Source organism: Sphingomonas kyeonggiensis, assembly GCF_014204495.1.
Taxonomy (GTDB): domain Bacteria; phylum Pseudomonadota; class Alphaproteobacteria; order Sphingomonadales; family Sphingomonadaceae; genus Sphingomonas; species Sphingomonas kyeonggiensis_A.
Genome location: NZ_JACHLN010000003.1, coordinates 153722 through 179970, shown reverse-complemented (window position 1 = coordinate 179970; position 26249 = coordinate 153722). Strand labels below are relative to the sequence as shown.

17 protein-coding genes are annotated in these 26249 nt (G+C 67.3%); 8 read left to right on the top strand and 9 right to left on the bottom strand.

From position 1 onward, the window contains the following. Positions 1-37 precede the first annotated feature (37 nt). Positions 38-3103, top strand: coding sequence for a glycosyl hydrolase family 28-related protein (locus tag HNP52_RS15175; protein ID WP_184168484.1), 3066 nt, complete (start codon positions 38-40; stop codon positions 3101-3103). Between the two features lie 110 nt (positions 3104-3213). Then, positions 3214-6189 carry a TonB-dependent receptor plug domain-containing protein gene (locus HNP52_RS15170; RefSeq protein ID WP_409372637.1) on the top strand — a complete coding sequence of 992 codons (2976 nt, stop codon included), beginning with the start codon at positions 3214-3216 and terminating at the stop codon, positions 6187-6189. A gap of 310 nt (positions 6190-6499) precedes the next feature. Here HNP52_RS15170 and HNP52_RS15165 read toward each other — a convergent pair whose 3' ends face one another. Next, complete coding sequence (locus HNP52_RS15165) at positions 6500-7228, bottom strand: DUF4336 domain-containing protein (RefSeq protein WP_184168482.1); 729 nt, start codon at positions 7226-7228, stop codon at positions 6500-6502. A gap of 185 nt (positions 7229-7413) precedes the next feature. Here HNP52_RS15165 and HNP52_RS15160 point away from each other — a divergent pair, with 185 nt between their 5' ends. From HNP52_RS15160 to HNP52_RS15145, 4 genes are all read left to right on the top strand, one after another. After that, a complete protein-coding gene (locus tag HNP52_RS15160) occupies positions 7414-7812 on the top strand; it encodes an Imm39 family immunity protein (RefSeq protein WP_184168481.1) in 399 nt (132 codons plus the stop codon). 281 nt (positions 7813-8093) lie between these two features. After that, positions 8094-11171 (top strand): YdbH domain-containing protein, encoded by a 3078-nt coding sequence (locus HNP52_RS15155; protein ID WP_184168480.1) that lies wholly within the window; start codon positions 8094-8096, stop codon positions 11169-11171. Next, complete coding sequence (locus HNP52_RS15150) at positions 11168-11392, top strand: YnbE family lipoprotein (RefSeq protein ID WP_260396173.1); 225 nt, start codon at positions 11168-11170, stop codon at positions 11390-11392. Before HNP52_RS15155 ends, HNP52_RS15150 begins: the two co-directional genes overlap by 4 nt. Continuing rightward, positions 11392-11769 carry a YdbL family protein gene (locus HNP52_RS15145; protein WP_184168479.1) on the top strand — a complete coding sequence of 126 codons (378 nt, stop codon included), beginning with the start codon at positions 11392-11394 and terminating at the stop codon, positions 11767-11769. The genes HNP52_RS15150 and HNP52_RS15145 overlap by 1 nt, the downstream gene beginning before the upstream one ends. Before the next feature lie 69 nt (positions 11770-11838). Here HNP52_RS15145 and HNP52_RS15140 read toward each other — a convergent pair whose 3' ends face one another. The 8 genes from HNP52_RS15140 to HNP52_RS15105 all read right to left on the bottom strand — a co-directional run bounded on the left by HNP52_RS15140 (position 11839) and on the right by HNP52_RS15105 (position 24505). Further along, positions 11839-15114 (bottom strand): TonB-dependent receptor, encoded by a 3276-nt coding sequence (locus HNP52_RS15140; RefSeq protein ID WP_221416447.1) that lies wholly within the window; start codon positions 15112-15114, stop codon positions 11839-11841. Between the two features lie 84 nt (positions 15115-15198). Further along, positions 15199-16152 carry a FecR family protein gene (locus HNP52_RS15135; RefSeq protein ID WP_184168478.1) on the bottom strand — a complete coding sequence of 318 codons (954 nt, stop codon included), beginning with the start codon at positions 16150-16152 and terminating at the stop codon, positions 15199-15201. Beyond that, entirely contained in the window at positions 16118-16762 is a 645-nt protein-coding gene (locus HNP52_RS15130) for an RNA polymerase sigma factor (protein ID WP_184168477.1), read from the bottom strand. The genes HNP52_RS15135 and HNP52_RS15130 overlap by 35 nt, the downstream gene beginning before the upstream one ends. Positions 16763-16814: 52 nt before the next feature. Further along, on the bottom strand, positions 16815-18221 hold the full coding sequence (gene phoA, locus HNP52_RS15125) for an alkaline phosphatase (protein WP_184168476.1): 1407 nt from the start codon (positions 18219-18221) through the stop codon (positions 16815-16817). Between the two features lie 63 nt (positions 18222-18284). Next, positions 18285-21044 (bottom strand): TonB-dependent receptor, encoded by a 2760-nt coding sequence (locus tag HNP52_RS15120; RefSeq protein ID WP_184168475.1) that lies wholly within the window; start codon positions 21042-21044, stop codon positions 18285-18287. A 422-nt stretch (positions 21045-21466) separates the two neighbouring features. Continuing rightward, positions 21467-22300, bottom strand: a complete 834-nt coding sequence (locus tag HNP52_RS15115; protein ID WP_184168474.1) for a ThuA domain-containing protein — start codon at positions 22298-22300, stop codon at positions 21467-21469. Positions 22301-22313: 13 nt separating this feature from the next. Further along, complete coding sequence (locus HNP52_RS15110) at positions 22314-23432, bottom strand: CaiB/BaiF CoA-transferase family protein (RefSeq protein WP_184168473.1); 1119 nt, start codon at positions 23430-23432, stop codon at positions 22314-22316. Continuing rightward, positions 23426-24505 carry an extracellular solute-binding protein gene (locus HNP52_RS15105; protein ID WP_260396224.1) on the bottom strand — a complete coding sequence of 360 codons (1080 nt, stop codon included), beginning with the start codon at positions 24503-24505 and terminating at the stop codon, positions 23426-23428. Before HNP52_RS15105 ends, HNP52_RS15110 begins: the two co-directional genes overlap by 7 nt. 144 nt (positions 24506-24649) lie before the next feature. Between HNP52_RS15105 and HNP52_RS15100 the strand changes: the two genes are divergently transcribed. Together HNP52_RS15100 and HNP52_RS15095 are read left to right on the top strand one after the other, a co-directional pair. Next, positions 24650-25798, top strand: coding sequence for a CaiB/BaiF CoA-transferase family protein (locus HNP52_RS15100; protein WP_184168471.1), 1149 nt, complete (start codon positions 24650-24652; stop codon positions 25796-25798). Beyond that, positions 25795-26244, top strand: coding sequence for a MaoC/PaaZ C-terminal domain-containing protein (locus HNP52_RS15095; protein ID WP_184168470.1), 450 nt, complete (start codon positions 25795-25797; stop codon positions 26242-26244). The genes HNP52_RS15100 and HNP52_RS15095 overlap by 4 nt, the downstream gene beginning before the upstream one ends. Positions 26245-26249: the final 5 nt, after the last annotated feature.

Sequence of the window (26249 nt, the reverse complement as noted above, 5' to 3'; positions counted from 1 at the left end):
CGTGTCAGGATTGGCCATAACAAAAGAGGGGACCGGCATGATCGGCGGGATTCGATGGGGCGCCGCGGCGTCGGTGATCGCAGTGGCGGTGTCCGCGATGCCCGCCCAGGCGCAGCGGGTCCGGTCGGTCTCGGTCTATGCGACGGCGCCGAACGATCCTGCCGCGGTCCTGGTCAAGGCGAAGGGCGATGGCGTCGCCGACGACAGCGCCGCGATCCAGTCCGCGATCGATGTGGCGGCGGCGAAGCCCGGCGGCGGCATCGTCTTCCTGCCCTCGGGCCGGCACCGCATTACCCGCACCATCTATATCTGGCCGGGCGTCCGCCTGTTCGGGGTGGGCAGGACGCGGCCGGTCTTCGTGCTGGCACCGAATACGCCGGGCTTCCAGCAGGGCGTCGGCAGCATGGTCTTCTTCACCGGCAACCAGCCGAACGGCGCGGCGCCGGGGGCAGGCGGGGTGCCGCTGCGCGGCAAGGTCCCAGTGCCGCCGCCGACCAGCGTGCCGTTCAATCCCGACATTGCCGACGCCAATTCGGGCACCTTCTATTCCGCGCTGGCCAATGTCGATTTCGAGATCGGCGCGGGCAATCCGGCGGCGACGGCGGTGCGCCAGCATACCGCGCAGCACAGCTATCTCGCGCATATCGACTTCCATCTCGGCTCGGGCCTCGCCGGCATCTACCAGGTCGGCAATCTCGGCATGAACCTGCGCTTCCATGGCGGGCGCTACGGCATCCTCGCGGAGAAGACCTCGCCCGCCTGGCAGTACACGCTGCTCGATTCCAGCTTCGACGGGCAGCGCGATGCGGCGATCCGCGAGCATGAGGCGGGGCTGACCCTGGTCAACACCGTCATCCGCAACACGCCCGTCGGCATCGATATCGACCGCGGCTATGGCGACTGGCTGTGGGGCAAGGACGTCCGCTTCGAGAATGTCTCCAGGGCCGGCGTCGTCATCAGCAACGAAGGCAATGCCTATACTCAGATCGGCTTCGACAATGCGCTGGCCAGCGGTACCCCGGTTTTCGCAAGCTTCCGCGACAGCGGCAAGACGGTGGCGGGCTCGGGGCCGAACTACCGGGTCAAGGAATTCACCTATGGCCTGACGCTTGCCGGCCTGAACCAGCCGGGCCGTTACGAAACCCGCATCGCCGCAGCAGCGCTGCCCAAGCTACCAGCCCGCCGCGACCCCGCCATCCGCGCCTTCCCGGCAGTCACCAGCTGGACCAGTGTCCGCGACCTCGGCGTGAAGGGCGACAACGCCACCGACGACACCGCCGCCCTTCAGAAGGCGATCGATACCCACCGAGTCCTCTACTTTCCGGCAGGCTTCTACCGCGTCACCGACACGCTGAAGCTGCGTGCCGACAGCGTGCTGATCGGCCTCCACCCCAGCCTCACCCAGATCGTCCTCGCCGAGGACAGCCCTGCCTATCGCGGCGTGGGCCCGGCCAGGGCGCTGATCGAGAGCGCGAAGGGCGGCGACGCGCTCGTCTCCGGCCTCGGCTTGTTCACCGGTGGGCAGAACCCGCGCGCCACCGCGCTGCTCTGGCGCGCCGGCGCGAAGTCGCTGGTCGACGACGTCAAGTTCCAGGGCGGCCACGGCACCAACCTCGCCGACGGCAGCCGCTTCGATCCGTACAACGCCAACCACACGGCGGACGCCGACCCGAAGAAGCGCTGGGACGGCCAATATTCCAGCCTCTGGGTCACAGATGGCGGCGGCGGCACCTTCAACGGGCTGTGGACGCCGAACACCTATGCCCATGCCGGCCTCTACGTCTCCGACACCGACACGCCCGGCTTCGTCTACGAGATGTCCGCCGAGCACCATGTTCGCGCCGAGATCGTGCTCGACCGCGTCCGCAACTGGGAGTTCCTCGCCCCCCAGACCGAGGAGGAAGCCGGTGAGAGCCGCAACACCGTCGCGCTCGAGGTCCGCAACTCGCGCGACATCCTGTTCGCCAATTTCCACGGCTACCGCGTCACCCGCTCGCTCCAGCCGGCGCCGGCGGCGGTCAAGCTCACCAACTCGACCAACATCCGCTTCCGCAACGTCCATGTGAACGCCGAGAGCGGCTTCTCGACCTGCGACGCCAATGGCTGCGGCACCTATCTGCGCGCCAGCAAATATCCCTATTCGAACGCGATCGTCGACGTCACCCGCGGCGGCGAGGTGCGCGAGCGCGAGTTCGCCGTGCTCGACATCACCGACGCACCTGCGCCCGCCGCCACGCCCTCGCTCGCCCCGGTGACCCGCCTGGCCGACGGCTTCGGCGCGCTCGGCGGCGGCGCGGTGGACGGCAGCGGCAAGCTCTACTTCATCGATCGCTCGTTCCAGCGCATCCATGGCTGGTCCGAGAAGGAGGGGCTGACCATCGCCGCCGACGCGCCGCTCGACGCGGTCAACCTCGCGGTCGATCGCTCGGGCCACCTGCTCGTCCTTTCCTCGATGGGCCCGGCCGCCACCGTCTACAGCATCGATCCGGCAAAGCCCGCCGAGGTCCACCTGATCGAGCCGACCGAAGCCAGGGAAGGGCAGGGCGCCCAGGTCGCGCTCCCCGGCAGCTTCTGGAACAATGGCGAATTCCGCGACCAGTATGACGCGAAGACCGACCATTTCACCACGCTCGCCGAGATGTTCGCGCGCGACATGGCCGTGGCCAAGCCACGCGAATATGTCTCGCCCGACGGCAGCCTGCGCCTGCCCGCCTTCCGCGTCTGGCAGCAGGGGCCGTCCGATCATCTCGGCTGGCGCTTCTCCGATACGCTCGACACCTATGGCTGGGTCACCGGCAAGACCGGCGAGCGCATCCATCTCGCCAATGGCTCGGAGAACCGCACCTATACCGGCCTGCTCGGCGCGGGCGGCGCGGTGACCGCTCTCAAGCCCTTCGCCCCGCGCGGCGGCGAGAGCGTCGCGGTGGGTCCGGACGGGCGCGTCTACATCGCGAACGGCGATGTGTTCGTCTACGCGGCGGACGGCACCGAGCTTGGCCGCATCACCGTGCCCGAGCGCCCGCTGCAGCTCGTCTTCGGCGGTACCGACGGCAAGACGCTGCTCATCCTCGCGCATCACGGCCTCTATTCGGCCCGTCCCTGAACCGGCCCGGCGGCGTCTGCGACCATGGTCGTAGATGCCGCGCCCACCCCGATCAGATAAGGTTCGGACACAATGGCACAGACCATGTGACGATAACGATCAGGGGATGGATGATGGGGAATAGCTTCACCCGCGGTGCGTTGCTCCGTGATAGCGCTACCAGCCTTGCCGCGCTCGCCGCGGCGCTGTGCTGCACGCCGGCCTTCGCGCAGACCGCACCGGCACCGGCGCCGCAAAGCCAGGAGGCGCCCGCCACCGCGCCGCAGGACGATGGCGCGGACAGCGACAATGGCCAGATCATCGTCACCGGCACCCGCATCATGGCGAGCGGCTTCAACGCGCCCACGCCGACCACGGTGATCGGCGAGGAGCAGATCGCCAGCAACGCCCAGCCCAACATCTTCAACACGATCGCCCAGCTGCCCTCGCTCCAGGGCTCGACCGGCGCCTCCACCGGCACGTTCAGCACCTCGAGCGGCCAGCAGGGCCTCAGCTCCTTCTCGCTGCGCGGCCTGCAGGCGATCCGCACGCTGACCCTGCTCGACGGCCAGCGCGTCGTCGGCGCCAACGTCACCGGCGTGCCCGACATCAGCATGTTCCCGCAGCTGCTGGTCAAGCGCGTCGACGTGGTCAATGGCGGCGCCTCGGCCTCCTATGGCTCGGACGCGGTCGGCGGCGTGGTCAACTTCATCACCGACACGCACTTCACCGGGTTCAAGGCCAATATCCTCGGCAGCATCACCCGCTACAATGACGACAAGACCGGGCTGGCCCAGGCCGCCTTCGGCACCTCGCTGTTCGATGATCGCGTGCACCTCGTGGTCAGCGGCGAATATGACAATGAAGGCGGTGTCGGGCCGGGCAATTTCGGCACCGACCTTGCCGGCGACCGCGACTGGTTCCGCGCCTCGACCTTGCTCGACAGCCGGGTCACCACCGGCGGCGCGCCGCAATATACCTATAGCGACTACGCCCAGTCCTATCAGTATGCGAAATACGGCCTGATCACCAACGGGCCGCTCCAGGGCGTCGCGTTCGATCGCAACGGCGTCCCCTACAACTTCAACTATGGCTCGAACGGCGTGCCCCAGGGCAACGGCACCGTGTCGAACTGCTATCCGGGCAACAGCTTCTGCGTCGGCGGCGATCTTTCGGGCGGCGTCGGCTCGGGCGCCTCGCTCAAGTCCTCGCTCGAGCGCATCAACGGCTATGGCCGGATCGGCTTCGATTTCGCCGAGGGCCAGGAATTCTACATCACCGCCAATGTCGCGCAGGTGTTGACCAGCAACCAGCCGAGCCCCGGCTATAACCGCGTCAACCTCACCATCTCCTGCGCCAACGCCTTCCTGCCCCAGTCGATCAAGGATCGTTGCGGCACCGCCAACATCACCTCTTTCGCCTTCGGATCGAGCAACGGCTCCTTCCCCAGCCCGAAGGTCAGCACCGACCGGCGGCAATATCGCTTCGTCGCCGGCGTGAAGGGCTCGCTCGGCGCCAAGTGGCACTATGATGCCTATTATGAGCGCGGCACCACCAAGTCGTACATCGATGTCGACCATATCGTGCTGCAGAACCGCTATGCCGCGGCGGTCGACGCGGTCATGCTCAACGGCGCGGTCGTCTGCGCCAACGCCCAGGCGCGCGCGCTCGGCTGCCAGCCGATCAACGTCTTCGGCGGCGCGGCACCGTCCGCGGCGGCGCTCGCCTATGTCCAGCCGGAGAACGGGCCGTTCCAGCACACCACGCTGACCCAGGATGTCGCCAGCGTGAACTTCTCGGGCGAGGCGTTCGACCTTTGGGCGGGGCCGCTCACGGTCGCGTTCGGCGGCGAATATCGCCACGAATATTACCGGGTGAACGCCGATCCCTATGGCGCCGGCGTCTCCGCGATCAGCCCGAACTCCGCCGCCTATCCCGCCGATCCGCTGCTCAATTCGGCGCAGGGCAGCAACTACGCCGCGGGCAACTACAAGAACGGCACCGGCGCCTACAGCGTCTATGAAGGCTTCCTCGAGCTCAACCTGCCGCTGTTCGACGGGCCGATGGGCAAGGCGAACCTCAACCCCGCCGCCCGCATGACCCATTACAGCACCTCGGGAACCGTCTGGGCGTGGAAGATCGGCGGCACCTGGGATACGCCGCTCGACGGCCTGCGCTTCCGCGCGGTGACTTCGCGTGACGTCCGCGCGCCGAACCTTTCCGAACTCTATGCCGCGCCCACCGTCACCACGGTGCCGAGCTTCGCCAATCCCTATGGCCCGACGGTGCAGATCTTCCAGAACACGGTCGGCAACCCCGACCTGAAGCCGGAAATCGCCCGCAACACCGAACTGGGCGTGGTCTATTCGAACCCGTCCTGGCTGCCGGGGCTCAGCCTCTCGTTCGACTATTACAGCATCAAGCTGAAGGGCGTGATCTCGACGCTGTCGGCGGCGCAGATCGTCCAGTTCTGCCATGACGGCCTCACCCAGTTCTGCGGCGGCTTCGTGCTCAACAGCCCGACCCAGGGCGGCAATTTCGTCAACGTCCAGCCGTTCAACCTCGCTTCGTGGAAGACCAGCGGGTTCGATATCGAAGCGAGCTACCAGTGGAAGCGTCCGCTGGGCCTGCCGGGCTCCTTCACGGTGCGCGCGCTCGGCACGCATGTCCGCGAGTTCCTGGTCGATGCCGGCGTCAAGGGCGTGGACGTTGTCGATCAGGCGGGTGCCAACACCGGCAACACCCCGCACTGGAAGTGGCTCGCCGTCCAGTCCTATGACGGCCCCGGCTTCACGCTGATGGCGCAGCAGCGCTGGTTCTCCGACGGCGTGTACGGCAACCAATATGTCGTCTGCCAGTCGGGCTGCCCGGTCTCGACCACCAACCACCCGACGATCAATACCAACACGATGAAGGGCGCCTTCTACTTCGACGTCGGCGGCTCGGTGAACCTGACGGGCAACATCACCTCCTATTTCAAGGTCGACAATCTCTTCGATCACGATCCCGCACCGTCGCCGCAGACCAACACCGGCCTCGACGTGAACCCGGCGCTCTACGACACGCTCGGCCGCACCTACCGCGTGGGTGTCCGCCTGAAGTTCTGATCGCTTTCCGAACTCCCCTCTGGCTTGGCGCAGGGCCGGTCCCTCCGCCAAGCCTGCTCTGTTTGGGGAAGGGGAGGGCGCTGCGGGACAGCGGCAAATTCCCCTCCCTGGAAGGGAGGGGCTAGGGGTGGGTGGAGGCCTGGCGATATGTCAGGGCAAGCCCGGCGTCACCATATCGACATCCAGCCCTTCCAGTTCCCCGGCGAAGGCCGGGGCCCAGGGTTTCTCTGCCGGATCGCTCCGTTACCTTGGGCCCCGGCTTTCGCCGGGGAACTGTCAGGTCGCGAACGCATAAACGACCGCTTTTTGATCACCGTGCGTCTGATGCCGACGCCACGGCGTCTGTTGGTGGCAACCTGGCCATGCGGCTCCACGCGGCTGCAAACAACGCCCCTGCTCGGGGGTCTGAAAGTATCCGGCCATGGCTCATCACTATGCGCTCGACCTGCCAGGAATTTACCCGCCGGACCAGCTCGGCCACCGACGCTTTATCCTTAACCGAGAAGCGGTGGTAAAATGCGATTTTCGGGCCGTAGCAGCCGATCATTCTGAAAAATGCGCGTTCGGCGGGAAACTGGTCAGCCGTGTAGTTATAAAGTAAATCAGCGGTGATTAGCGTCCGTGAGCGCGGGTGATATAATATAGTCTCCTGAAGCGCGTGACCTGTGAAGGTAAAATGCTCAAGTTCGCCCTGGGCTGAAAACGAGCTCTCATTGTCAATCACATGGGCGCCGGCAACTGGACCAATTTTATCCGTTAAGCCTTGCGGTACAAAAACATGAGCGTCGCGGTAGATTGCTGCACATTCCCTGAGGAAAAAATGGTGGTAGAGGCTGGGAGCAACAATCGCCGACACATAGCCCAGATCGTCGATTTGTTGGATGTGCGCCCGTGTCAATGAAACTGGTGAGTAGAGTACCAGCCCTTGGGAGGTGGCGACGACACTCATGCGCAAACTGCCCTTGCATCCTAGCGCCCTGAAATGAGAATCAAGGCACCAGATATCCGTTGCCACCTGCTGAAGGCTCTGCGCTTTCATCGCTTCTTCTTAGCGTACCGATGTGTGGCGCCAACGACGAAATTTGGGGCGTTTGCGGCCCGGCAGCTTTTGGATCGGCCGTCTCCGCTGAGCGGCCGCTATTGGGCGGAAAGCGGTCGTTGTGCTTGCCTAGGAAATGGTCGATCGTTCTCACGAACGAGCGATAGCGGGAAGCGGGCTTCGACATGGCTCACAATAGAAAGTTGGTAATAGGCTGTGTCGCGCTTACGATGGCTAGAGTGCGGCCCACAAAGGCCGTGGCATCGGCCGGTAATCGGGTACGCGAGGAATTGGAACAGGAAATAATCCAGTCAGAGTATCTCGAAAATACGCCATTCAGGTGGGTCGGGCTCATCATTAGAGAGGGGTTGGTCGATGAGGAAAAGCCGCATTTTGGCAGGATAGACCCCAAAGATGGTGAACTGCCACTGGCGATAGAAATCGATGTTCATCGGCTATTGGGCGTAACCGAAGATGAGATGGCTCGGGTATATCGGAAGGCAACGCTTACTGCACTGGTCCACGCTGGCAAGAAATACAATTTGCCCATCGATAGGTTTAAAGAACTTCTTGATGCGACTTGAGGCCGGCAAATCCCACGTCCGCTATTGGGGCGTTAGCCGACAAGCTGCTCTTATGAGCCCACGGCCTAAACCGCTGCATCTGAATATCGATACGCACCCCTCCCTCTAAGGCAGGGGTGTAACCCGCACGCCGTTGCCTTTCACGGAACCTTTGCAGCATAGAAAAGCTCTAAGTGATTACGGCGCCGCAACCGGACGGCCGCTGGTGAGCTGGAGCGGGTGTGAGCGGCAGGGAGGAAGAGACGGACGCAGGGAGTGTGCAACCCGCTGCCCCCCGCGGGATGTCGCGCCGGCGCCGCATTGCCATTGTCCTGTCCATCGTTCTGGTGGTGGCGCTCGCCGCGGTCTGGCTGCAGCGGCGCACGATCGCGCGCGGCTTTGTCGATCGCGAGCTGGCCGCGCGCGGCGTTGCCGCCCGCTACGAGATCGAGCAGCTGTCGCCCTGGCGGCAGCGGCTGACCAATGTGTCGATCGGCGATCCGCGCGATCCCGATCTGGCCGCGGACTGGATCGAGCTGCGCACCGCGCTCTCTCCCTGGCGTGCCGAAGTGCTGGTGGTGAAGGCCGGCGCGATCCGGGCGAAGGGGCGCATCGTCAATGGGGCGCTCTCGCTGGGATCGCTCGACCGGCTGATGCCGCCGCCCTCGGGCAAGCCTTTCTCGCTCCCCCGCATGATCGTCGATCTCGCCGATGCCCGGCTCCGGCTCGACAGCGATGCCGGCCGCGTCCTGCTGCAGTTCAGCGGTAAGGGGATGCTGAGCGACGGGTTCGCCGGCAATGTGCGCGCCACCGCGCCGCGCCTGCGCCTTGCCGAGTGCACGCTCGACGGCACCACCGCCCGGATGCAGCTGCGCATCCGCAAGGGAGCGCCCAGCCTCGAAGGGCCGGCCCAGGCGGCGCGGCTGGCTTGTGCGGATGTCCGCGCCGCGCAGCCGCGCATCGATCTCCGCGCCGCGCTCGACGCGTCGCTGGCACGCTGGCAGGGCAGTGCCGGCCTCGCCGCGCCGGCCGTCGCGTCTTCGCTCGGCAGCCTGCGCCTGTTCAGCGGCACGGTCGATTTCGCCGGCACCGGCGCCCGCACCGAGGGCAAGGTCGCGCTCCGCTCCGGCGCGCTGGCCGCCCGGGAGATCAGCGCGGGCGCGGCTGCGATCTCGGGCAGCTACGCGCTGGGCGACGCGGCGGCGTTCCAGGGCGAAGTCGCGGTCGAGCGCGCGGCGCTGCCGCCGGCGATGCTTGCGCGCCTGGCCGGCTATGGCGATCTCGGCCAGGGCAGCCCGGTGGCGCCGCTGGTCCGCAAGTTCGCCGGTGCCGTGCGCGACGCCGGCCGGCGTTTCAGCGGCACCGCCGCGGTGGCGGTCACCCCGGCCGAGCTGCGCCTGCGCAACCTGGCGGTCGCGGCGGCATCGGGCGCGCGGCTGCATTTCGGCCAGGGGCCGGGCGGGCGGCTGGCCTTGCCCGGCGGCGACATCGATCTGGCGGGCCAGCTGTCGCTCGGCGGCGGCGGACTGCCCGATGCGGTGGTCCGCCTGTCGCGCCGGCCGGGCAGCGCCGAGCTGCGCGGCACCGGTTTCGTCCGGCCCTATGTGGCGGGCGATGCGCGGCTCGCCTTCTCCAATCTCGATTTCCGCCTGCGCGGCACCGCCGGCGAAATGCGGACTTCGGCGACGTTGTCGGGGCCGGTGAGCGGCGGGCGGGTCGACGGGCTGGCGATGCCGTTGCTCGCCCGCTGGGACGCACGCGCGTTCGAGCTGAACCCGGGTTGCGCCACGCTCGGCTTCGCGCGGATCTCGGTGGGCAGCCTGGTGCTGGACGGCGATCGGCTGCCGCTTTGCCCGGTCGGCCAGGCGATGGTCCGGTGGAGCCCCCGGGGCCTTGCGGGCGGGGTCCGTAGCACTAGATTGAACCTGCGCGGCAAGGTCGGCGACAGTCCGCTGGATCTTGCCGTGGACGCGGCGCAGCTCGATCTGGGGGCGAGCGGCTTCCGCCTCGCCGGCGCGGCGCTGCGCCTGGGTGCCGATCAGCCGACGCGGCTCGATATCGCGCAGTTGGACGGCGGTTTCGGGTCGGGGCTGGCCGGCGATTTCCTGGGGCTTGGCGGCCGGATCGGCGCGGTGCCCTTGGTGGTGTCGGAAGGGAAGGGGCGCTGGAAATTCGAGGACGGGAACCTCGCGCTGCTGGGCGGTTTCACCCTGTCGGACGCCGAAGCCCCTGCGCGTTTCGAATCCCTCGCCGCCCCCGCCGCGACCGTGAATTTTCGCGATGGCAGGATCGAAGCCCATGCCGATCTGGTCGGCACCAAGCGCCAGGTCGCGGTGGGCAAGGTGGAAGTCGCGCATGATCTGGCGAAGGGCGAGGGGGATGCCGTGCTCGATATCCCGGGCATCCGCTTCAAGGCCGACGGCCTCCAGCCGACCGATCTTACCGCGCTCACCTATGGTGTGATCGCGGATGTCGAGGGCCTGGTAGCCGGCACCGGCCGCTTCGCCTGGTCGGGGGATGCGGTGACGAGCACGGGCCGCTTCACCGCGACCGACATCGCCCTGGCGGCGGCCTTCGGTCCGGTCTCGGGGCTGACCACGCAGCTCGATTTCGTCGACCTGCTCAACATGCGCACCGCGCCGGGCCAGGCCGCCCGTGTCGCCGAGATCAACCCCGGCGTCCCCGTCCGCGACGGCACCCTGCGCTACCAGCTGCTCGACAGCCGCCGCGTCCAGGTAGAGGGTGCGCGCTGGCCCTTCGCGGGCGGCGAGCTCGTCCTCGACCCGACCATCCTCGACTTCAACGAAAAGGGCGAGCGGCGGCTGACCTTCCACGTCAGGGGCGCGGATGCGGCGCTGTTCCTGAAGGAAATGGCGTTCGACAATCTCGATGCCACCGGCACTTTCGACGGCACCCTGCCGATGATCTTCGATGCGAATGGCGGGCGCATCGAGGGCGGCGAGCTCCGCGCCCGGAAGGGGGGACACATCGCCTATGTCGGCGAGGTCTCCCGGCAGGATGTCGGCCTTTGGGGCAACATGGCCTTCCAGGCGTTGAAGTCGCTCAACTACCGGAACCTCACCATCCGCATGAACGGCCCGCTGGCCGGCGAGATGATCACCGACATCAACTTCTCCGGCATCAGCCAGGGCGAGGGCACGAAATCGAACTTCCTGATCCGCCGGCTCGCGCGGCTGCCCTTCGTGTTCAACGTGCGGATCAGCGCGCCCTTCCGCCAGCTGCTCGACTCGGTTCAGTCCTGGTACGATCCCCGCCGCCTGATCGAGCGGAACCTGCCCGCATTGATCGAGGAGCAGAATCGTGCACAGGAAGCGGCGAAACCAGCCGTTCAGCCTCGCGAAAGCGCCCCTGTTCCATGAAAGGCAAGAAGATGCAGTTTCGACGCATGACACAGGTGCAACCATGCTGGCGCAGATATCTTGCAGTAGCTCCGATCCTGCTCGCGGGCGGCTGCATCAACGTGACCGCGCCCGACAAGCCGATCGTCATCAACCTCAATATTTCGATCACCCAGGAAGTAGTCTATCGTCTCGACAACAAGGCGAAGGAACTCATCCAGGACAATCCGGGAATTTTCTGATGCGCAACATGCTCTCTACCCTCGGCCTGTCGGCGGCGCTCACAGCCAGCCTGATCGCTCCTGCCTTTGCCCAGCGCGACCCGGCCTATCAGGCCGCGCGCGAGGACGGGCTCGTGGGCGAGCAGCCCGACGGCTATATCGGCATCGTCGGCGCAGCCACGCCCGCGCTTCAGGCGATCGTGAACAACATCAACATCCAGCGGAAGAGCCAGTACACCAAGCAGGCCGCCGCGAGCTCCACCGTGGAGCAGATGGCCTTCGTCACCGGCTGCAACCTGATCCTGCGCACCGTGCCGGGCGAGAAATACCGGGCGCCCGATGGCCGCTGGCTGACCCGTGGCAACGACGCCCCGGTGCGCGATCCCCGCTGCCTCTGACGCGATCGCGTCAGAATTGCAGGAATGGGGTGTGGCCGGGTGGTGAGGGAACCGCCCGGCCATCCTCCTTCAGAACTTGATCGTCGAACCGAAGAAGAAGCCCATTCCCATCGCGTCATAGGTGGTGGGATAGGTGTTGGCGCGCGGGTTGTTGACGATCGGCGGCTTGTGATCGAGCAGGTTGTTGATGCCGCCGAACAGCCGGACATTGTCCATCTTGTAGGCGAAGGACAGGTCGAAATATTGCTGCGGGCGGATCCGCGGATTGACCAGGTTCGCCATGTCCGGCGTGGTCGCGCTGCCGCGGCGCTTGGGCAGCAGATAGGTGTCGATCGTCACCGCATCGATGAAGCGACCGCGCACGCTCAGGTCGAGCGGGCCGTTGCGCCAGGTCACGCGGGTAACGCCGCGGAACGCGGGGATCGGCTCGCCGCAGGTGGTGCCGAACGCGCCGACGCACTCGTTCTTGATCGCCGGCAGCGCCGCGACCGGAACCGAGGTGAATTCGCGCGTCCAGGTCCAGTTGGTGCCCAGCTCCAGCGTGCTGCGCCCGTCGCCCAGCCCCGGCAGCGCGAAGCCCAGGTCGAAGGCATAGCGCGCACCGAAGTCGATGCCCGAGGTCTTGAGCGAGCCGGTGTTCGCCTGGAGGATCTGCGCGGTATACTGCCCGCTGATCTCGCCGGTCGCCGGATTGCGACTGATCGCGCGGCAGAACGCGCTCGTGGCGTCCTGCACGGTGTTGTAGCAGAGGCTCAGCGTGTTGTTCAGCCCGCCACCCAAGGGCGCGATCGCGCCGTCCAGCGTGATGTTGAAATAGTCGACGCTCAGCACCAGTCGCGGGATCGCGCGCGGGGTGATCACCGCACCCAGCGTATAGGTGTTCGAGCGCTCCTCACCGACATTGGGGTTGCCGCCATAGGTGGCGGTGACGGTGTTGTTCGGCTGCACGGGCGCGGTGAAAACCATCGATGCCGGCACGCCGGTGGCGATGCAGAGATCGCGCACCGCTGCGGTCTGCTGCGCGGTCGGCTGGCGGCTCGAGCAGGGGTCGATCGCCGCTTCGCTGCTCTGGCGCAGGCCGCCGAACAGCTCGCCGACATTGGGCGCACGCACCGCGCGCTGATACTGGCCGCGCAGCGCGATATTGTCGTCGACGCGCCACTCCACGCCACCCAGATAGGTCCAGACGCCGCCGACACCCTTCAGGTCATAGTCGGAGTAGCGGAACGCGCCATTCACCGCGAGGCGCTGGATCAGCGGCAGGTCGTGGAGCAGCGGCAGCTTGACCTCGCCGAAGATCTCGCGCGCGGTGATGCTGCCCTTGGTCGGCTGGCTGGCCGGAAAGCCGACCGCGTCGCCCGAGGACAGGAAGGTATCGGGCATGTAGCGCGCCGAGGACTTGCGCCACTCCGCACCCAGCGAGAAGCCCGCCGGGCCGGCCGGCAGCTTGAACAAGGTGCCCGAAAGCGTCGCCTGCGCGACCTGCTGCTTCGCGACGCTGCGGTTGGTCGCGTCGCCGACGATCGAGTCGACTGCCGCTTGGGACATGTTCTGGCCGAAGATGTTGATCAGCGGCGCCGTGCCATTCTGCGAGAGCAGCCCGGCCTGGTAGCGGCTGCGCGAGATATTGCCGTCCTGGCTGTCGCGCTGCCTGGTCTCGGCATAGCTGTAATAGACGTCGTAGCTGAGGTCGCTCAGGAAGCTGCTCGAAACGCTGCCGATCGCGCCGCGCAGGCCGAACACGCCGCGCGCCACGTCGCGCTGGCTGTGGTTGACGCGCTGGCCGACCTCGACCAGCCGCCGCGCCGCGGTGAGCGCGACGATGCCGTCGCCGGGCCGGTTGGTGGCGCTTGAGGTGCGCTCGGCCAGGTCGAGCTGACGCAGCACATTCTGCATCGTCGGGGTGAGATAGAGGTTGTTGGTGTTGAACAGGAAGGTACCGCTGATGCTCGCCGGCGCCAGCTGCTGATCGACCTTGTTCTGGCTGTAGTGGAACTCGCCATAGGCGGTCGCCGCGTCGCTGAAGTCGTAATGGCCGAACGCGTTCACCATCCAGCGCTTCTGCGGGACGATCAGGTAATTGTCCGGCTGGAGGTTGTAATTGTCCTCCGGATCAAGTGCCGGACGCGCGGCCGTGCCGGCATCGTTGAAGGTGAAGCCGCGCGAGCCGAGCCCGCCCAGCCCGGCGGCGATCAGCGCCGCATCGAGCCCCGGGGTCGAGGTCGAGGAGCCGACCAACGGCACGCCGGTGAAGCGGCCATTGGGGATGTCGCCGCTGCCGCTGGCGATCAGCCCGGGCACGCCGCCCGCCGCGCGGCAGGTCGAGCCCGAAGGCACCGTGATCGGCTTGCCTGCGCCGCGCTTGTCATAGCTTTCGGGCGTCACGCAGCCATCGACCAGCCATTGCGGGGCGAAGTCACCGCGCTGGCGCCGGGTGACCGCACCGCGATCGAGATAATTGCCCGACACGGTGAGGTTGCCGCGCCCGCCGCCGAAATTCTTACCCAGCGTCAGGTCGATGCTGTACGTTGGCGTCGCGGTCGGGCTGTCGAGGTTGAGCTGGCTGCCCAGCTCGATCCCCTCGAAGTCATCGCGCAGGATGAAGTTGATCACGCCGGTGATCGCATCCGAGCCATAGACCGCCGAGGAGCCGCCGGTGACGATCTCGGTGCGCTTGATCAGCGCGGTCGGGATCGTGTTGAGATCGGTGACCTGCTCGGGCCCCGAGATGGTGAAGCGGCGGCCATTGACCAGCACCAGGTTCCGCGTCGCGCCGAAGCCGCGCAGGTTCGCATCCGCCGTGCCGCCGGGCACGACATTGCCGTACGCGCCGCCATTGGTGGAGGGCACGAACTGCGGCATGTCGTTGAACAGGTCCTCGACGTTGATCGTGCCGGAAAGCTGGACGTCCTCCTGGGTCACCACCGCGACCGGGGTGGCGGTGTCGCGGACGCGCTGGGCGATGCGCGAGCCGGTGACGGTGATTTCCTGGCCCTCGTCCTCGGCGACAGCAGGTTCGGCCTGGGGGCGGGGAGGAGTCTCCGGTCCCTGGCCGAGACTGATCGTCGAGCCGCTGCGCGCGACGACGCGCAGGCCGGTGCCGCGCAGCAGCTGCTCGAGCGCGGCGTCGATCGACATGCGGCCGCTCACCGCCTTGGTCGTCTTGCCGGCGAGCCGGCCGGCGGGCGCCACGACCTGGATGCCGGCCTGGCGGCTGAACTCCGGAATGCCCTTCACCGCCGCCTGCTCGCGCAGGTTGAACTGGCGCACCTGCGCCTGGGCCGGCTGCGAGACGCACGCCATCACCACGGCAATCGCCGTGCCACACACCATCCTGGACTGCATTGAGTATCCCCGCTTGGCCGGCGAACGCCGGCGTCACCCGGTAGATGGCCGGGGCGCGATCTTCCCCCACCCGGTACGCGGAAATTATTTCGCCGCCGGTTTCCGGCTCAGGCGGATCGTGTCGCCTTCGATCGCGACGCGCGCGCCAAGGCTGGCGGCGATCGCCCGGGCAAAGCCGCGCGGATCATTGGCGGCGAAGCTGCCGGTGATCGGCTCGCGTGCCAGTACCGGGTCGGCAATCACGATCCGCGCCGCGCCATAGCGATCGAACTGTTTGGCCACGCTGGCCAGCGTGTCGCCTTCGAAGGCCAGCATCCCCTCGCGCCAGGCCAGCGAGCGTTGCAGAGCATCGGGCTCGAGCCGGGTCACCCGCGCCGCCGCGCCGGGCGCGCTGGCGTCGAGCCGCATATTGGCCTCCAGCACCCGCGCCGCGCCGCCGGCACCGATGCTGACCTTGCCGGTGGAGACGATCACCGATAGCGGAACGCCCTCGATCGCGCGCACCCCGAAGGCGCTTTCGATCGCGCGCATCGTCATTTGCCCGGCGATGACGACAAAGGGTCTGCGTGCATCCTGCGCGACTTCGAAGAAGGCTTCGCCCGAGACCAGCTCGATCAGCCGCCGGGCAGTGTCGAAGCTCCGCCGCAACCGGGTGCCCGGCCCCAGCGTGACCGCCGATCCGTCCTCCAGCGTCACCCGCCGCGTCTCGCCGATCGCGCTTGCGAGTTCGCCGTTGTCGCCCAGCAGGCGCGGCACGACCAGCACGCCGGCGAGCGTCGCGGCGAGCGCCGTTGCGCCTCCGGCGAGCAGCCGGCGCCGGTTGAGCAGTCCTTGGCGCGGCTCGCTCTCGACGCGCGCGGCCCGTTCGGCATGCACCCATAGCGCCCGCGCCCGGGCCAGCGCGCCGATCCGCCGCGTATCGACCGCCAGCCAGGCGTCGAGCGCCTCTTGCTCGGTTCCGCTCAGCCCACGATCGATCCGCGCCGCCCATTCGGACGCCGCATCATCGATAGTTTCGGCTGTCTCGCGATCGTGCATCCGGCGTGGCGTTCTTCTGGTTGGTTTCGTTCGGCTCCGGCGTGCCCGGCACCCTTTCCCCGGATGTAGATGCACGGGGCCCTGCTTTTCCGCCACGTCCAAATTGCGCCATCAATATTCTGATGCCGCGGCCGATATGTTTTTCCACCGTGCTCTCGGAAAGCTGGGTCGCGGCGGCGACTTCGCGCTGCGACAATCCCTCGACCCGGCGCAGCTGGAAGGCGCGCCGCGTCTGGGGCGGCATCGCCTCGATCGCGGCGGCGAGCCGGCGCAGATCCTCGCGCCCGGCGGCCTGATCGAAGGGCGAGGGCGCATCATCGGCGGTGTCGAGCTCGGCCAGATCGGCGACGGCCTGGATCGACACGATCTTGGCGCGCCGCACCCCCTGGAGGAACAGCGAGCGCGCGACCTGGAACGCATAGGCGCGCGGATCGGCGATCTCCGCCACCGAAGCGCGGGTCGCCAGCACCGCATAGGTTTCCTGCACCAGGTCATCGACATCCGCGTCGTCGAGCGCGCTCAGTCCGTGCAGCCAGCGTCGCAGCGCCGGCTCATGCGGCAGGATGCGCGTGGCGAGCCATAGGCTGCGATCGTCGGACGGAGCACTCATCTCGGCGCCCCCTGCCACGCCATTGTGACAAGTCGGATGCGGTCGCGCCCGATCACTTCAGCCCGAGCGCGTCCCGGATGATGTAGTGCAGGTCGGTCTGGTCGAGCAGGCCGCTGACGTTCACCGCGCGCGGGCCATAGGCCGCGATGCGCAGCTGGGTGCCGGTATGCCCCTGCGAGCCTTCCTCGGCGGTCCCGTAGCTGACCGTCATCACGCCGCCCTCGAGCGTGTTGAGCGCCGCGGTCAGGCCCGGTGCCCGGGTGCCGTTGCCGACGATCTGGCTGGTATGCGCATGGTCCGCGGTGACGATCACCAGCGTGTGGCCGTCCTTGCGGGCGAATTCGAGCGCGACCTGCACCGCTTCGTCGAGGTCGACCGTCTCGCCGATCTGCCCGCACGGATTGGCGGCGTGATCCTGCTTGTCGATTGAGGCGCCTTCCACCTGGAGGAAGAAGCCCTTGGGGTTGCCCTGGAGCAGCGCGATCGCCTTGCGCGTCATCCCTGCCAGCGTCGGGATGCCGGCATCGCGCGCGGCATTGGGCTGGCAGGTGATCGCCGGCTGGTCGATATTGCCGTGGTAGCTCGCCTTGGGGCCGATCCAGCGCACCGGCATGTTGCCCTCGGCGAACAGGCCGATCAGCGGCTGCTTGTCGTCGGCGCGGGTGACGGCGTCGAGCTCGGCGGCGTTGCGGACGATCCGATAGCCGCGCGCCCGGGCCTGCTGCTCCAGCGTCTTGCCCTTCCACTTGCCGGCACTCGCGGCCTCGGCGAAGCTCTTGGCGCCGCCGCCCAGCACCAGGTCGGCCCGGACGTCGAGCAGCTGCTCGGTGATCGAGCCGAGGCCGCCATTCTCCAGCGCGTTCTGCGGGCAGGTCTTGAGCGTCACCGCCGGCGCATAGCAGCTGCGGAAGGCGACATGGGCGATCTGCGCGCCCGGGGTCGCGTCCTGGATCTCGGCGGTCGAGACGTCGCCGGTGGCGAGGCCGGCGGCCTTGGCATATTCGAGCAGCGTGCGCTGCGCCTTGCCGTTCACGTCAACGCCGATCGCGCCGTTATAGCTCTTCACGCCCGATGCCCATGCCGTCGCCGATGCCGCGCTGTCGGTGACGTAGTTCGGCTTGCCGGTCTCGCGATCGAGCGAATAATGCGTGTACTGGCCGGTGAAGGGCAGGGCGTCGATGCCCTTGAAATAGCCGCCGGCGCCCTCGGCATAGTTGCGCGCCAGGGTGATCTCGGAATCGCCCATGCCGTCGCCGATCAGCAGGATGACGTTGCGGACTTCGCCCTCCCTGCTCAGCTTCTCGTAGAGCGCGCGCATGTCGCCCGGCAGGCGGCGCGCGCCGCCCGGTTCGCGCGCGTCTCCCCGCGCGGCGCGCGCCAGGTCGGGCGTGGTTTCCTGCGCAAGCGCGGGCTGGCTGGAAAGCGCGAGAAGCGCGGCGAGGGCGATGCGCGAGATCATGGCAATACTCCGAAGCGGATGGCGGGCCGGCATGCCCAGGACATGCCGGCCCGGTCAGAGGGGTCAGAACTGGGCGCGAATGCCCAGCGTGATGCGGCTTCCCGAGAATTCGTAGGTGGTCGGGAAGGACGGATCCATCGTGTAGCCCGTGGTCTTGGCGTTCCCCACGTTGATGCCCTGCAGCTCCACGCGGAAGTTGCGCATCAGCTGGTAGCTCGCCGCGAAGTCGAACTGGCCATAGGCGTCGCGATAGACCGGATACATGTTCCGCTCGATCCGCTCCACATAGGCGCCCTTGCGGTTGTACGACACGCGCAGCGAGATCGGGCCCTTATCGTAGAACACCGTCGCATTGTACGTGTTGTCCGACAGGCCGATCGGCGAGGTCGGCACGCCCAGGTCGGACTGGCCGGTCAGCGAGCTGTCCAGGAAGGTGGCGTTGGCGTTGATGCCGAAGCCGTCCATCCAGCGGGCGAACATCCCGAACGGGATCACCGCGTTCAGCTCGACGCCGCTGACATTGTACGAACCTTCGGCATTGACCGGCTGGTAGACGTCGAAGTCATAGACGCCGTTCACCGAGCCATTGGCGTTGTACACGGTCACGTTCGGCACTTCGCCGGTCAGTCGGCTCTGCACCACGCCCTTGATCTTCTTCCAGAAATACGACGCCGCCAGGATGCCGCCGTCATTGCCGAGATACTTCTCGACGCCGACTTCCCACTGATCGGCCAGCGTGGGCTTCAGCCCCGGATTGCCATCGGTGTAGCGGAAGCTGCTGAAGCTCGCCGTGCGCTTGTATGCCAGGTCGGTCAGCGCCGGGCGGATCAGTGTCTTGGAGGCAGCCGCGCGCAGGTAGAGCGTGTCGGTCAGTTCGGCATGCGCGTTGAACGAGGGCAGGAACTTCTCGTAGCGGCCGGTGCTCGAAATCGGCGTGCCGGTGAGCCCGGTGGTGCCGTTCGAGTTCTGGATCTGGTGGAAGCCTTCCGAGGTGATCGTGGTGCGCAGATAGCGGCCGCCCAGGTTGACGAAGACCGGGATCGAGACGTCGAACTCGAGGTCGAGCATCGCATAGCCCGCGATCGTCTCTTCCTTGACCTTGTAATAGTTGGCGTTCTGGAACGGCGTCACGAAGCCGGCCGGGCGGAAGAAGCTGCGGGCATAGTCGTTCGAGATCTGCGACCAGCTCAGGTTGCGCGCCTGATAGTCCTTGCCGCCGACGATGTCGGTCACGTTGGTGAGCGGGCTGTCGCCGAGCTTGCGGACGTTGACATAGGCGGTGCTGCCGCGCGTCGGGCCCTGGATCTTCTCCTCGCCATATTGGCGCTCGTTGGTCTTGCTGGTGTAGCGGCCGCCGAGCGTGAAGCGCTTGAACACCGAAGAGCCGAAATCATAGCCCAGGTCGACCTGGCCGGCATATTTGTCGTCGTTGATCTGCTCGCGCGTCGTCTCATAGGCCTCGAACAGGTACTTGCTCGGCGCATTGTACATGTCGATCGTGTTGGGGTTGGCGCTCGGGATCGTCTCGCCGCCATTCTCGGTATAGCGGGTGCGCGACGGCGCATAGGCGACGTGCTTGAGGTTGGCATAGTCCAGCACCCGCTTGGCGCCCGAATAGCCGCCCAGCGCGTTGATCGTCAGCCGGCCGGTCTTCCAGTTCATCTCGCCGCTGAACTGGCGATAGTCGGTGTCGGTGGTGTACTGCTTGCTCAGGAATTCATGCTGGGTGTTGGTGTACGAAACGTCGCGCAGCACCACGATGCCCGCGCTCGACAGCGTCGTCGCGTCGAAGCCGTGGATCGTCTCCAGCGTCGAGTTGCTCGAAGCCGAATAGCCGGCCGCGTCATACTCATCCTCGGTCGTGTCGTACGAGCCGAGGAACGCGTCGAAGGCGAGGCTGAAATTATTGTGCGGCTTGTACTGGAGCGAGCCCGAGATGCCGAGCCGGTCCTGGTCGTTCTGGTAGACGCGGTCGCCCACCTTATCGAGGAAGACGATCTTGTTCTTCATCGCGTCGGTGAAGGTGATGCCGGCATCGCGCTGCAGCACCGCGATCGCCTGGTTGCGATAGGTGGTGCCGGCACGGTCGGTCCAGCGCGCGATCGGGCGGAAGTTGATGCCCGAATTGGAATCGGTGCGGTTGGTGCGCTGCTGCTTGGCGACCGAGATCAGCGCGCCGAAATCGCCGAAAGTGTTGCTGGCGAGGAACGAGAAGCTCGGGTCGATCTTCTCGGAGATCGAATTGTAGGCACCCTCTGCGCTGCCGACCAGGCGCAGGCCGGGATTGTCGAACGGGCGCGCGGTGCGGATCGCGACCGAGCCGGCGATGCCGCCTTCCTCGTCCGCCGCGGTCGGCGACTTCTGCACGGTGACCGACTGGATCAGTTCCGAAGCGAAGATGTCGAACTCGACGTCGCGGCCGCCCGAGCCCGAGGCGGTGGCGAGCTTGTTGATCGAGACGAAGGTGAACTCGCTCGGCAGGCCGCGCACATTGACGCGGGTGCCCAGGCCCTTTTCGCGCTCGATGGTCACGCCGGGCACGCGCTGCAGCGCTTCGGACAGGTTCTGCTCGGGGAAGTCGGCGATGTCGGTGGCGACGATCGAATCCGAGAAGCCGATCGTGTTGCGCTTCATGTCGATCGCGTCTTCGAGGCTGCGGCGATAGCCGGAGACGACGATCGCGCCGTCTTCCTCGGCGACCGGGGCGGCGGGTGCCGAAGCCGGCGCGGTCTGCGCGGCGGCGGGGGCAACGCAGAGCGCCGCGAGCGCCGCGCCCAGCAGAAGCTGCGCGGCATGGGTACGATGACTGGACTTGATAAGCATATCTATCCCCCTCTGGATATGGATCCCGCCATGTTGCGCGGGCGAACGCCGGCGTTTCCCGGCCTGCGAGAGACCGGGATGGCGGTGTTGTTCGAACTTCATCTGTCGGCGTTTCAGGGACCCGTCGGCCCCTTCACACCTGCCTCTCCGCTTCTCCAGGTCTGACGACGGCCCTGACGCGTCTCGACCTGAAACTTTTCTTTCGCGGGGTCCGGTGGGGAATAGATATTACGTGGCTGTGACGCGGGGCGAATATATCCGCGGCGCGCGGGCATCCCCGCGCGGCGATCCGCACACGCAAGCATGCAGGCCGTAGGGGAAAGTACCCCCATGGCCGGATATCAGACAAAATGTTGCTGGGGATGTTGGCTGGCAGTTCCCCGGCGAAGGCCGGGGAAAAGAGAATGGAATGTCGCTACGCCCTAGCGCCGCGCGGCCCAGCGGATCGCGCCCGAGATCAGCGTCTGGTGCAGCGGCTCGGCATAGGTCTCCGCCTTGTGCCCCAGCGCCGAGAAGAAGACCCGCCCCTTGCCGACGCATCGGGTCCAGATCAGCGGATGTGTCTTGCCCATCCGGGTGCGCTCCGGAAACGGCTCGTAGCTGGTCTCGTCCAGCGTCGCGAGGATGCGGGTGCAGTTGCCGCTCGGCACCTTGTCGAACGAATACCATTCCTCGGTCCGTACCCATTTGGCGGGCAGGTCGCGGGTCGCGGGGTTGCTGCGATCGATCACGTCGATGCTGCCCTGCTGGAACTGCTTGGGCCGCCCGGTATGGCCGATGAACTGCGCGCCGATCAGCGTCTCGGGATACCACTTCCAGTCATAGGTCGGGTCACCGCCCGCGCCGTGCAGCAGCACTACGCCGCCGCCTTTCTCCAGCCAGGCCTTGAACGCGGCGCGCTGGCTGTCGTCGAAGATGTTGCCCGAAGTGCTGTTGAGCACGATTGTCGAGAATTTGGCGAGGTCGCGAGGGTTGATCACCGCGGCATTCTCGGTCTCGAACACGTCGCGACCCTGCTTGCGGACGATCTTGGCGAGCACGGCCTTGGCGGCATCGATCTGCTCGGGATCGCGGAAGCCGTTGGTCTTGGACAGGACGAGCACCGCGCCGCGCCGCAGCGGCGGCAGCTTGGGTGCCACTGTGTCCATCACCGGCGCAGGCCAGTTGCGCGGGTCGCGCGGCGGCGGCGTCGCCGATTGCGGTGTGGCGGGCGCTGTCTGGGCGAGAAGGGCGAGGGCAAGCAGGCTCAGCGACATCAACTCTCTCCGATCAATCCTGGTCGAGGCCAAATTCGGCGACGATCGCGTCATCATGTTCGCCCACCCGCGGGGCTCCGTTTGGGCTGGCCGCGCGCGTGCCGTCGATGCGGACGGGGCTGCGCGTGGTGGCCACGCCGCGTCCCACCTGCTGGAGCATGTCGAGCCGCTGGAAGGCGTCTTCGGCAAGCAGGCGCGGCCAGTCGTTCACCGGCGCGCACCAGATGTCGTGCGGGCGCAGCCGGTCGAGCCAGTGCCGGGTGGTTGCCCCGACAAGGCGGACGGCGATCAGCGCCTTGATCGCGTCGCGCTCGGCAAAGGCGTCGTGGCCGGTCAGCGGCAGGTCGAGCAGCGGTGCCAGCCTGTCGAGCGGGGTCATCGCCAGTGCCAGCCAGCCGTCCTGCGTTCGATAGGTGCCATAGGGTGCGGCGAGATAGGCATGGGCATTGTCCACCGCCGCGCGGCGCGGCGGGCGGCCGCCGTCGTTCAGATGGGTGGTGAGCACTTCGAACTGCAGGTCGATCAGTGCCTCGAGCAGGCTGGTCTCGACATGCGCGCCTTGGCCGGAAATCCCGCGCCGGACGAGCGCGGCGAGGATGCCCTCCACCAGAACATGTCCGGCAAGCATGTCCGCCACCGACAGGCCGAAGGGTACCGGGCCGTCCTGCGCGTCTCCGCTCAGCCACATCGCGCCGGACAGGGCCTGGGCCAGCAGGTCCTGGCCGGGCAGGTCGGCCCAGGGGCCGTCCTCGCCATAGCCGGAGATGCTGCCGACGATCAGCCGCGGGTTGTGTTCGCGCAGAGCCGCCGGGCCGAAGCCGAGCCGTTCGGCGACGCCGGGCCGGAAGTTCTGGATCACCACATCGGCCAGCGCGATCAGCCGGTGGACGCGCGCCGCGTCGCGCGGGTCCTTCAGGTCGGCGGCGAGGCCCTGCTTGTTGCGGTTGATCGCGTGGAACAGCGTGGAGTCGCCGGCGATGTCAGTGTCGCTCAGGTAGAGCGATCGGCAGATGTCGCCGCTCCCCGGCCGCTCGACCTTGATCACCCGCGCGCCGAGGTCGCCCAGCCGCAGCGCGGCGGAGGGCCCCGACAGGAACTGCGCCATGTCGATGACGAGCAGCCCCTCTAGCATTTCGAGGCCCTGTACAGTTCATTGAGCGCCGCGATGACGGAGGCGCCATCCTCGCCCGCGCGCAGCCCCTGGTTGAGCCGCTCCGAAGCGGCATGCTGGAATGCCATGTACCCGGCATGCCGCGGGCGGACCCAGGCATTGTCCAGCGTGTCCCGGGTCGCGCGGTAGAAGTCGCCGCTGGCCGCATTGGCCTCGGCATCTTCCCACGCATCCGCATGCCCCGGCTGGCCGCCATTCGGCGCGATGATCCCACGCTGCACCGCCCCGCTCGCCACCCAGGCCGCGAAAGCAACCGCACCCGCCCGGTCCTGCGCATAGGCGGAGACGGCGATGCCCGTGCCCCCCAGCGCCGATCCGCGCGGGCCGTGGTCCAGCACCGGGATGTCGGCGAAGCGGATGCGCGTGTCGCGGTAGCCGGGCAGGGCGTAGTTCACATAGCCATAGATCAGCGGCACCACCGCCAGCTTGCTGTCCGGCGCCGCCATCGCCTCGAACATCGCGATCGGGTCCATCCCGAACGCCGCCGGATCCGCCACCGCGGCGAGCAGCTCATAGGCCCGCACCGCCTCCGCCGGGAAGAACGCGTCGCCGCCCAGTTCGACACCGGCGAGCCCGCACAAGGTGAACAGGCTCATCAGGCTATGCGGCGGCCGCAGCGGCAGCGATGCGCGGCCCTCGGCGACCAGCGCCGCGAGTTCCTCCCAGCGCACCACCGGCCCCGCGACCCGCCCAGGCACCCAGGCCTGGACCTGCGCCGCCGCGTCGATCGGCAAGGCCCATTGATGCCCGCCCCAGGCATAGCTCGCATACGAGCCGCCGACCGACCCGCCCGCAATTTCCGCCAGCCCGACCACGTCGTCCAGTGCCACCAGGCACCCGCTTTCCGCCACCTGCCCGACATGCGGATGATCGATCACGATCAGGTCATAGCGCCGCGCCAGTTCCTCGACCGGCCAGCTCTCGAAATCCTGCAGCGAGCGCCGGTCCCAGGCGATCGCCTGCCCGGTGCGCGCTTCCCACACCGAAGCCGCCGCCACCAGCGGATCCGCCCCACGCGAATGGTCCCAGGTCATGCCGCGCACGGCGTTCTCTCCCGTTTCTCCCGCTTCCCGGGAAATCGTTTGACTCGGCATAGCCGCGACAATAGCGTCAGGGCAATAATCATATTAGAATATTAATCGGAGTGGATTGTGGGAGAGGGTGACCACAGCACAGGCATGGGCGCACCAGCGCCGCTGGCCGGCGTGACGGTGCTGGATTTCAGCCAGTTCCTCGCCGGCCCGTCCTGCGCGCTACGCCTTGCCGACCTCGGCGCGCGCGTCATCAAGGTCGAGCGGCGCGAAGGCGGCGACGCGAGTCGCGGCCTGTTCCTCGCCGACATGGCGTTCGATCAGGACAGCGCGCTGTTCCACGCGATCAACCGCGGCAAGCAGAGCTACGCCGCCGACCTCAAGGATCCCGAAGACCTCGAAGCCGTCCGCCGCCTGGTCGCCCGCGCCGATGTGCTGATCCACAATTTCCGCCCCGGCATCATGGAGCGGCTCGGCCTCGGCTGGGCCGACGTCTCCGCCCTCAACCCGCGCCTGATCTATGCCGGCGTCAGCGGCTATGGCCCCGACGGCCCCTGGCGCGACAAGCCGGGGCAGGACCTGCTCGTCCAGTCGCTCTCGGGCATCGCCTGGCTCTCGGGCGAGGGCAGCGGCCCGCCAGTCCCCGCCGGCCTCTCGATCACCGACATGATGGCCGGCGCCCAGCTCGCCCAGGGCATCCTCGCGCTGCTCGTCCGCCGCGGCACGACGGGGCAGGGCGGCCGCGTCGATGTCAGCCTGATCGAGACCGCGATCGACCTCCAGTTCGAGCACCTCTCGGTCCATCTCAACCGCGACGAAGCCATGCCCGCGCGCAGCAGCGTCGCGAACGGCAATGTCTATCTCGCCGCCCCCTATGGCATCTACCAGACCCAGGACGGCTGGCTCGCGCTCGCCATGGCCCCGGTCGACAAGCTCGGCACCATCCTGGACCTCGAAACCCTGGCCGGCTTCCCGCCGACAAGCTGGTTCGCCGAGCGCGACGCGATCAAGGCGCAACTCCGCGACCACCTGCGCACGCGCCCCACCGCCGACTGGCTCGCCCTGCTCGAGCCCGCCGGCATCTGGGCGGCGCCGGTGCTCGACTGGCCGGCGCTCCGGGCCGAACCCGCCTTCGCCGCGCTCCACGCCACCCAGACCGTGCGCTCCCCCGACGGCGCCGAACTCACGCTCACCCGCTGCCCGATCCGCATCGACGGCAGCATCCTCACCTCGCCGCCCGCCGCGCCCCGTCTCGGCGCCGACCGCACCGCAATCGACCGGGAGTTCGCCGCATGATCGTCGAGCAATATTTCGAGCAGTACGAAATCGGTGCCACCCGCACGAGCTTCGGCCGCACGATCACCGAGACCGATTTCGTCGTCCACGCCGGCCATACCGGCGATTTCTTCCCGCATCACATGGATGCCGAGTGGTGCAGCACGCAGGAGATCGGCCAGCGCATCGCGCACGGCACGATGATCTTCGCGATCGGCATCGGGCTCACCGCCACGGTGATCAATCCCCACGCCATGTCCTATGGCTATGATCGGCTGCGCTTCATCCGCCCGGTCCATATCGGCGACACGATCACGACGATCACCCGCATCGCCGACAAGCGCGACCACCCCAAGCGCACCAGCCACGGCGTCGTCACCGAGGCGGTCGATATCCGCAACCAGCGCGGCGAGACCGTGCTGGCCTGCGAGCATCTCTATCTCGTCGCCCGGCGCGATCTGGCCTGAACCCG

Excerpts from the sequence above, each read along its gene's own strand:
- HNP52_RS15175 (WP_184168484.1), top strand. The coding sequence starts at position 38 with ATGATCGGCGGGATTCGATGGGGCGCCGCGGCGTCGGTGATCGCAGTG.
- HNP52_RS15170 (WP_409372637.1), top strand. The coding sequence starts at position 3,214 with ATGATGGGGAATAGCTTCACCCGCGGTGCGTTGCTCCGTGATAGCGCT.
- HNP52_RS15165 (WP_184168482.1), bottom strand. The coding sequence starts at position 7,228 with ATGAAAGCGCAGAGCCTTCAGCAGGTGGCAACGGATATCTGGTGCCTT.
- HNP52_RS15160 (WP_184168481.1), top strand. The coding sequence starts at position 7,414 with ATGGCTCACAATAGAAAGTTGGTAATAGGCTGTGTCGCGCTTACGATG.
- HNP52_RS15155 (WP_184168480.1), top strand. The coding sequence starts at position 8,094 with ATGTCGCGCCGGCGCCGCATTGCCATTGTCCTGTCCATCGTTCTGGTG.
- HNP52_RS15150 (WP_260396173.1), top strand. The coding sequence starts at position 11,168 with ATGAAAGGCAAGAAGATGCAGTTTCGACGCATGACACAGGTGCAACCA.
- HNP52_RS15145 (WP_184168479.1), top strand. The coding sequence starts at position 11,392 with ATGCGCAACATGCTCTCTACCCTCGGCCTGTCGGCGGCGCTCACAGCC.
- HNP52_RS15140 (WP_221416447.1), bottom strand. The coding sequence starts at position 15,114 with ATGCAGTCCAGGATGGTGTGTGGCACGGCGATTGCCGTGGTGATGGCG.
- HNP52_RS15135 (WP_184168478.1), bottom strand. The coding sequence starts at position 16,152 with ATGCACGATCGCGAGACAGCCGAAACTATCGATGATGCGGCGTCCGAA.
- HNP52_RS15130 (WP_184168477.1), bottom strand. The coding sequence starts at position 16,762 with ATGAGTGCTCCGTCCGACGATCGCAGCCTATGGCTCGCCACGCGCATC.
- phoA (WP_184168476.1), bottom strand. The coding sequence starts at position 18,221 with ATGATCTCGCGCATCGCCCTCGCCGCGCTTCTCGCGCTTTCCAGCCAG.
- HNP52_RS15120 (WP_184168475.1), bottom strand. The coding sequence starts at position 21,044 with ATGCTTATCAAGTCCAGTCATCGTACCCATGCCGCGCAGCTTCTGCTG.
- HNP52_RS15115 (WP_184168474.1), bottom strand. The coding sequence starts at position 22,300 with ATGTCGCTGAGCCTGCTTGCCCTCGCCCTTCTCGCCCAGACAGCGCCC.
- HNP52_RS15110 (WP_184168473.1), bottom strand. The coding sequence starts at position 23,432 with ATGCTAGAGGGGCTGCTCGTCATCGACATGGCGCAGTTCCTGTCGGGG.
- HNP52_RS15105 (WP_260396224.1), bottom strand. The coding sequence starts at position 24,505 with ATGACCTGGGACCATTCGCGTGGGGCGGATCCGCTGGTGGCGGCGGCT.
- HNP52_RS15100 (WP_184168471.1), top strand. The coding sequence starts at position 24,650 with ATGGGCGCACCAGCGCCGCTGGCCGGCGTGACGGTGCTGGATTTCAGC.
- HNP52_RS15095 (WP_184168470.1), top strand. The coding sequence starts at position 25,795 with ATGATCGTCGAGCAATATTTCGAGCAGTACGAAATCGGTGCCACCCGC.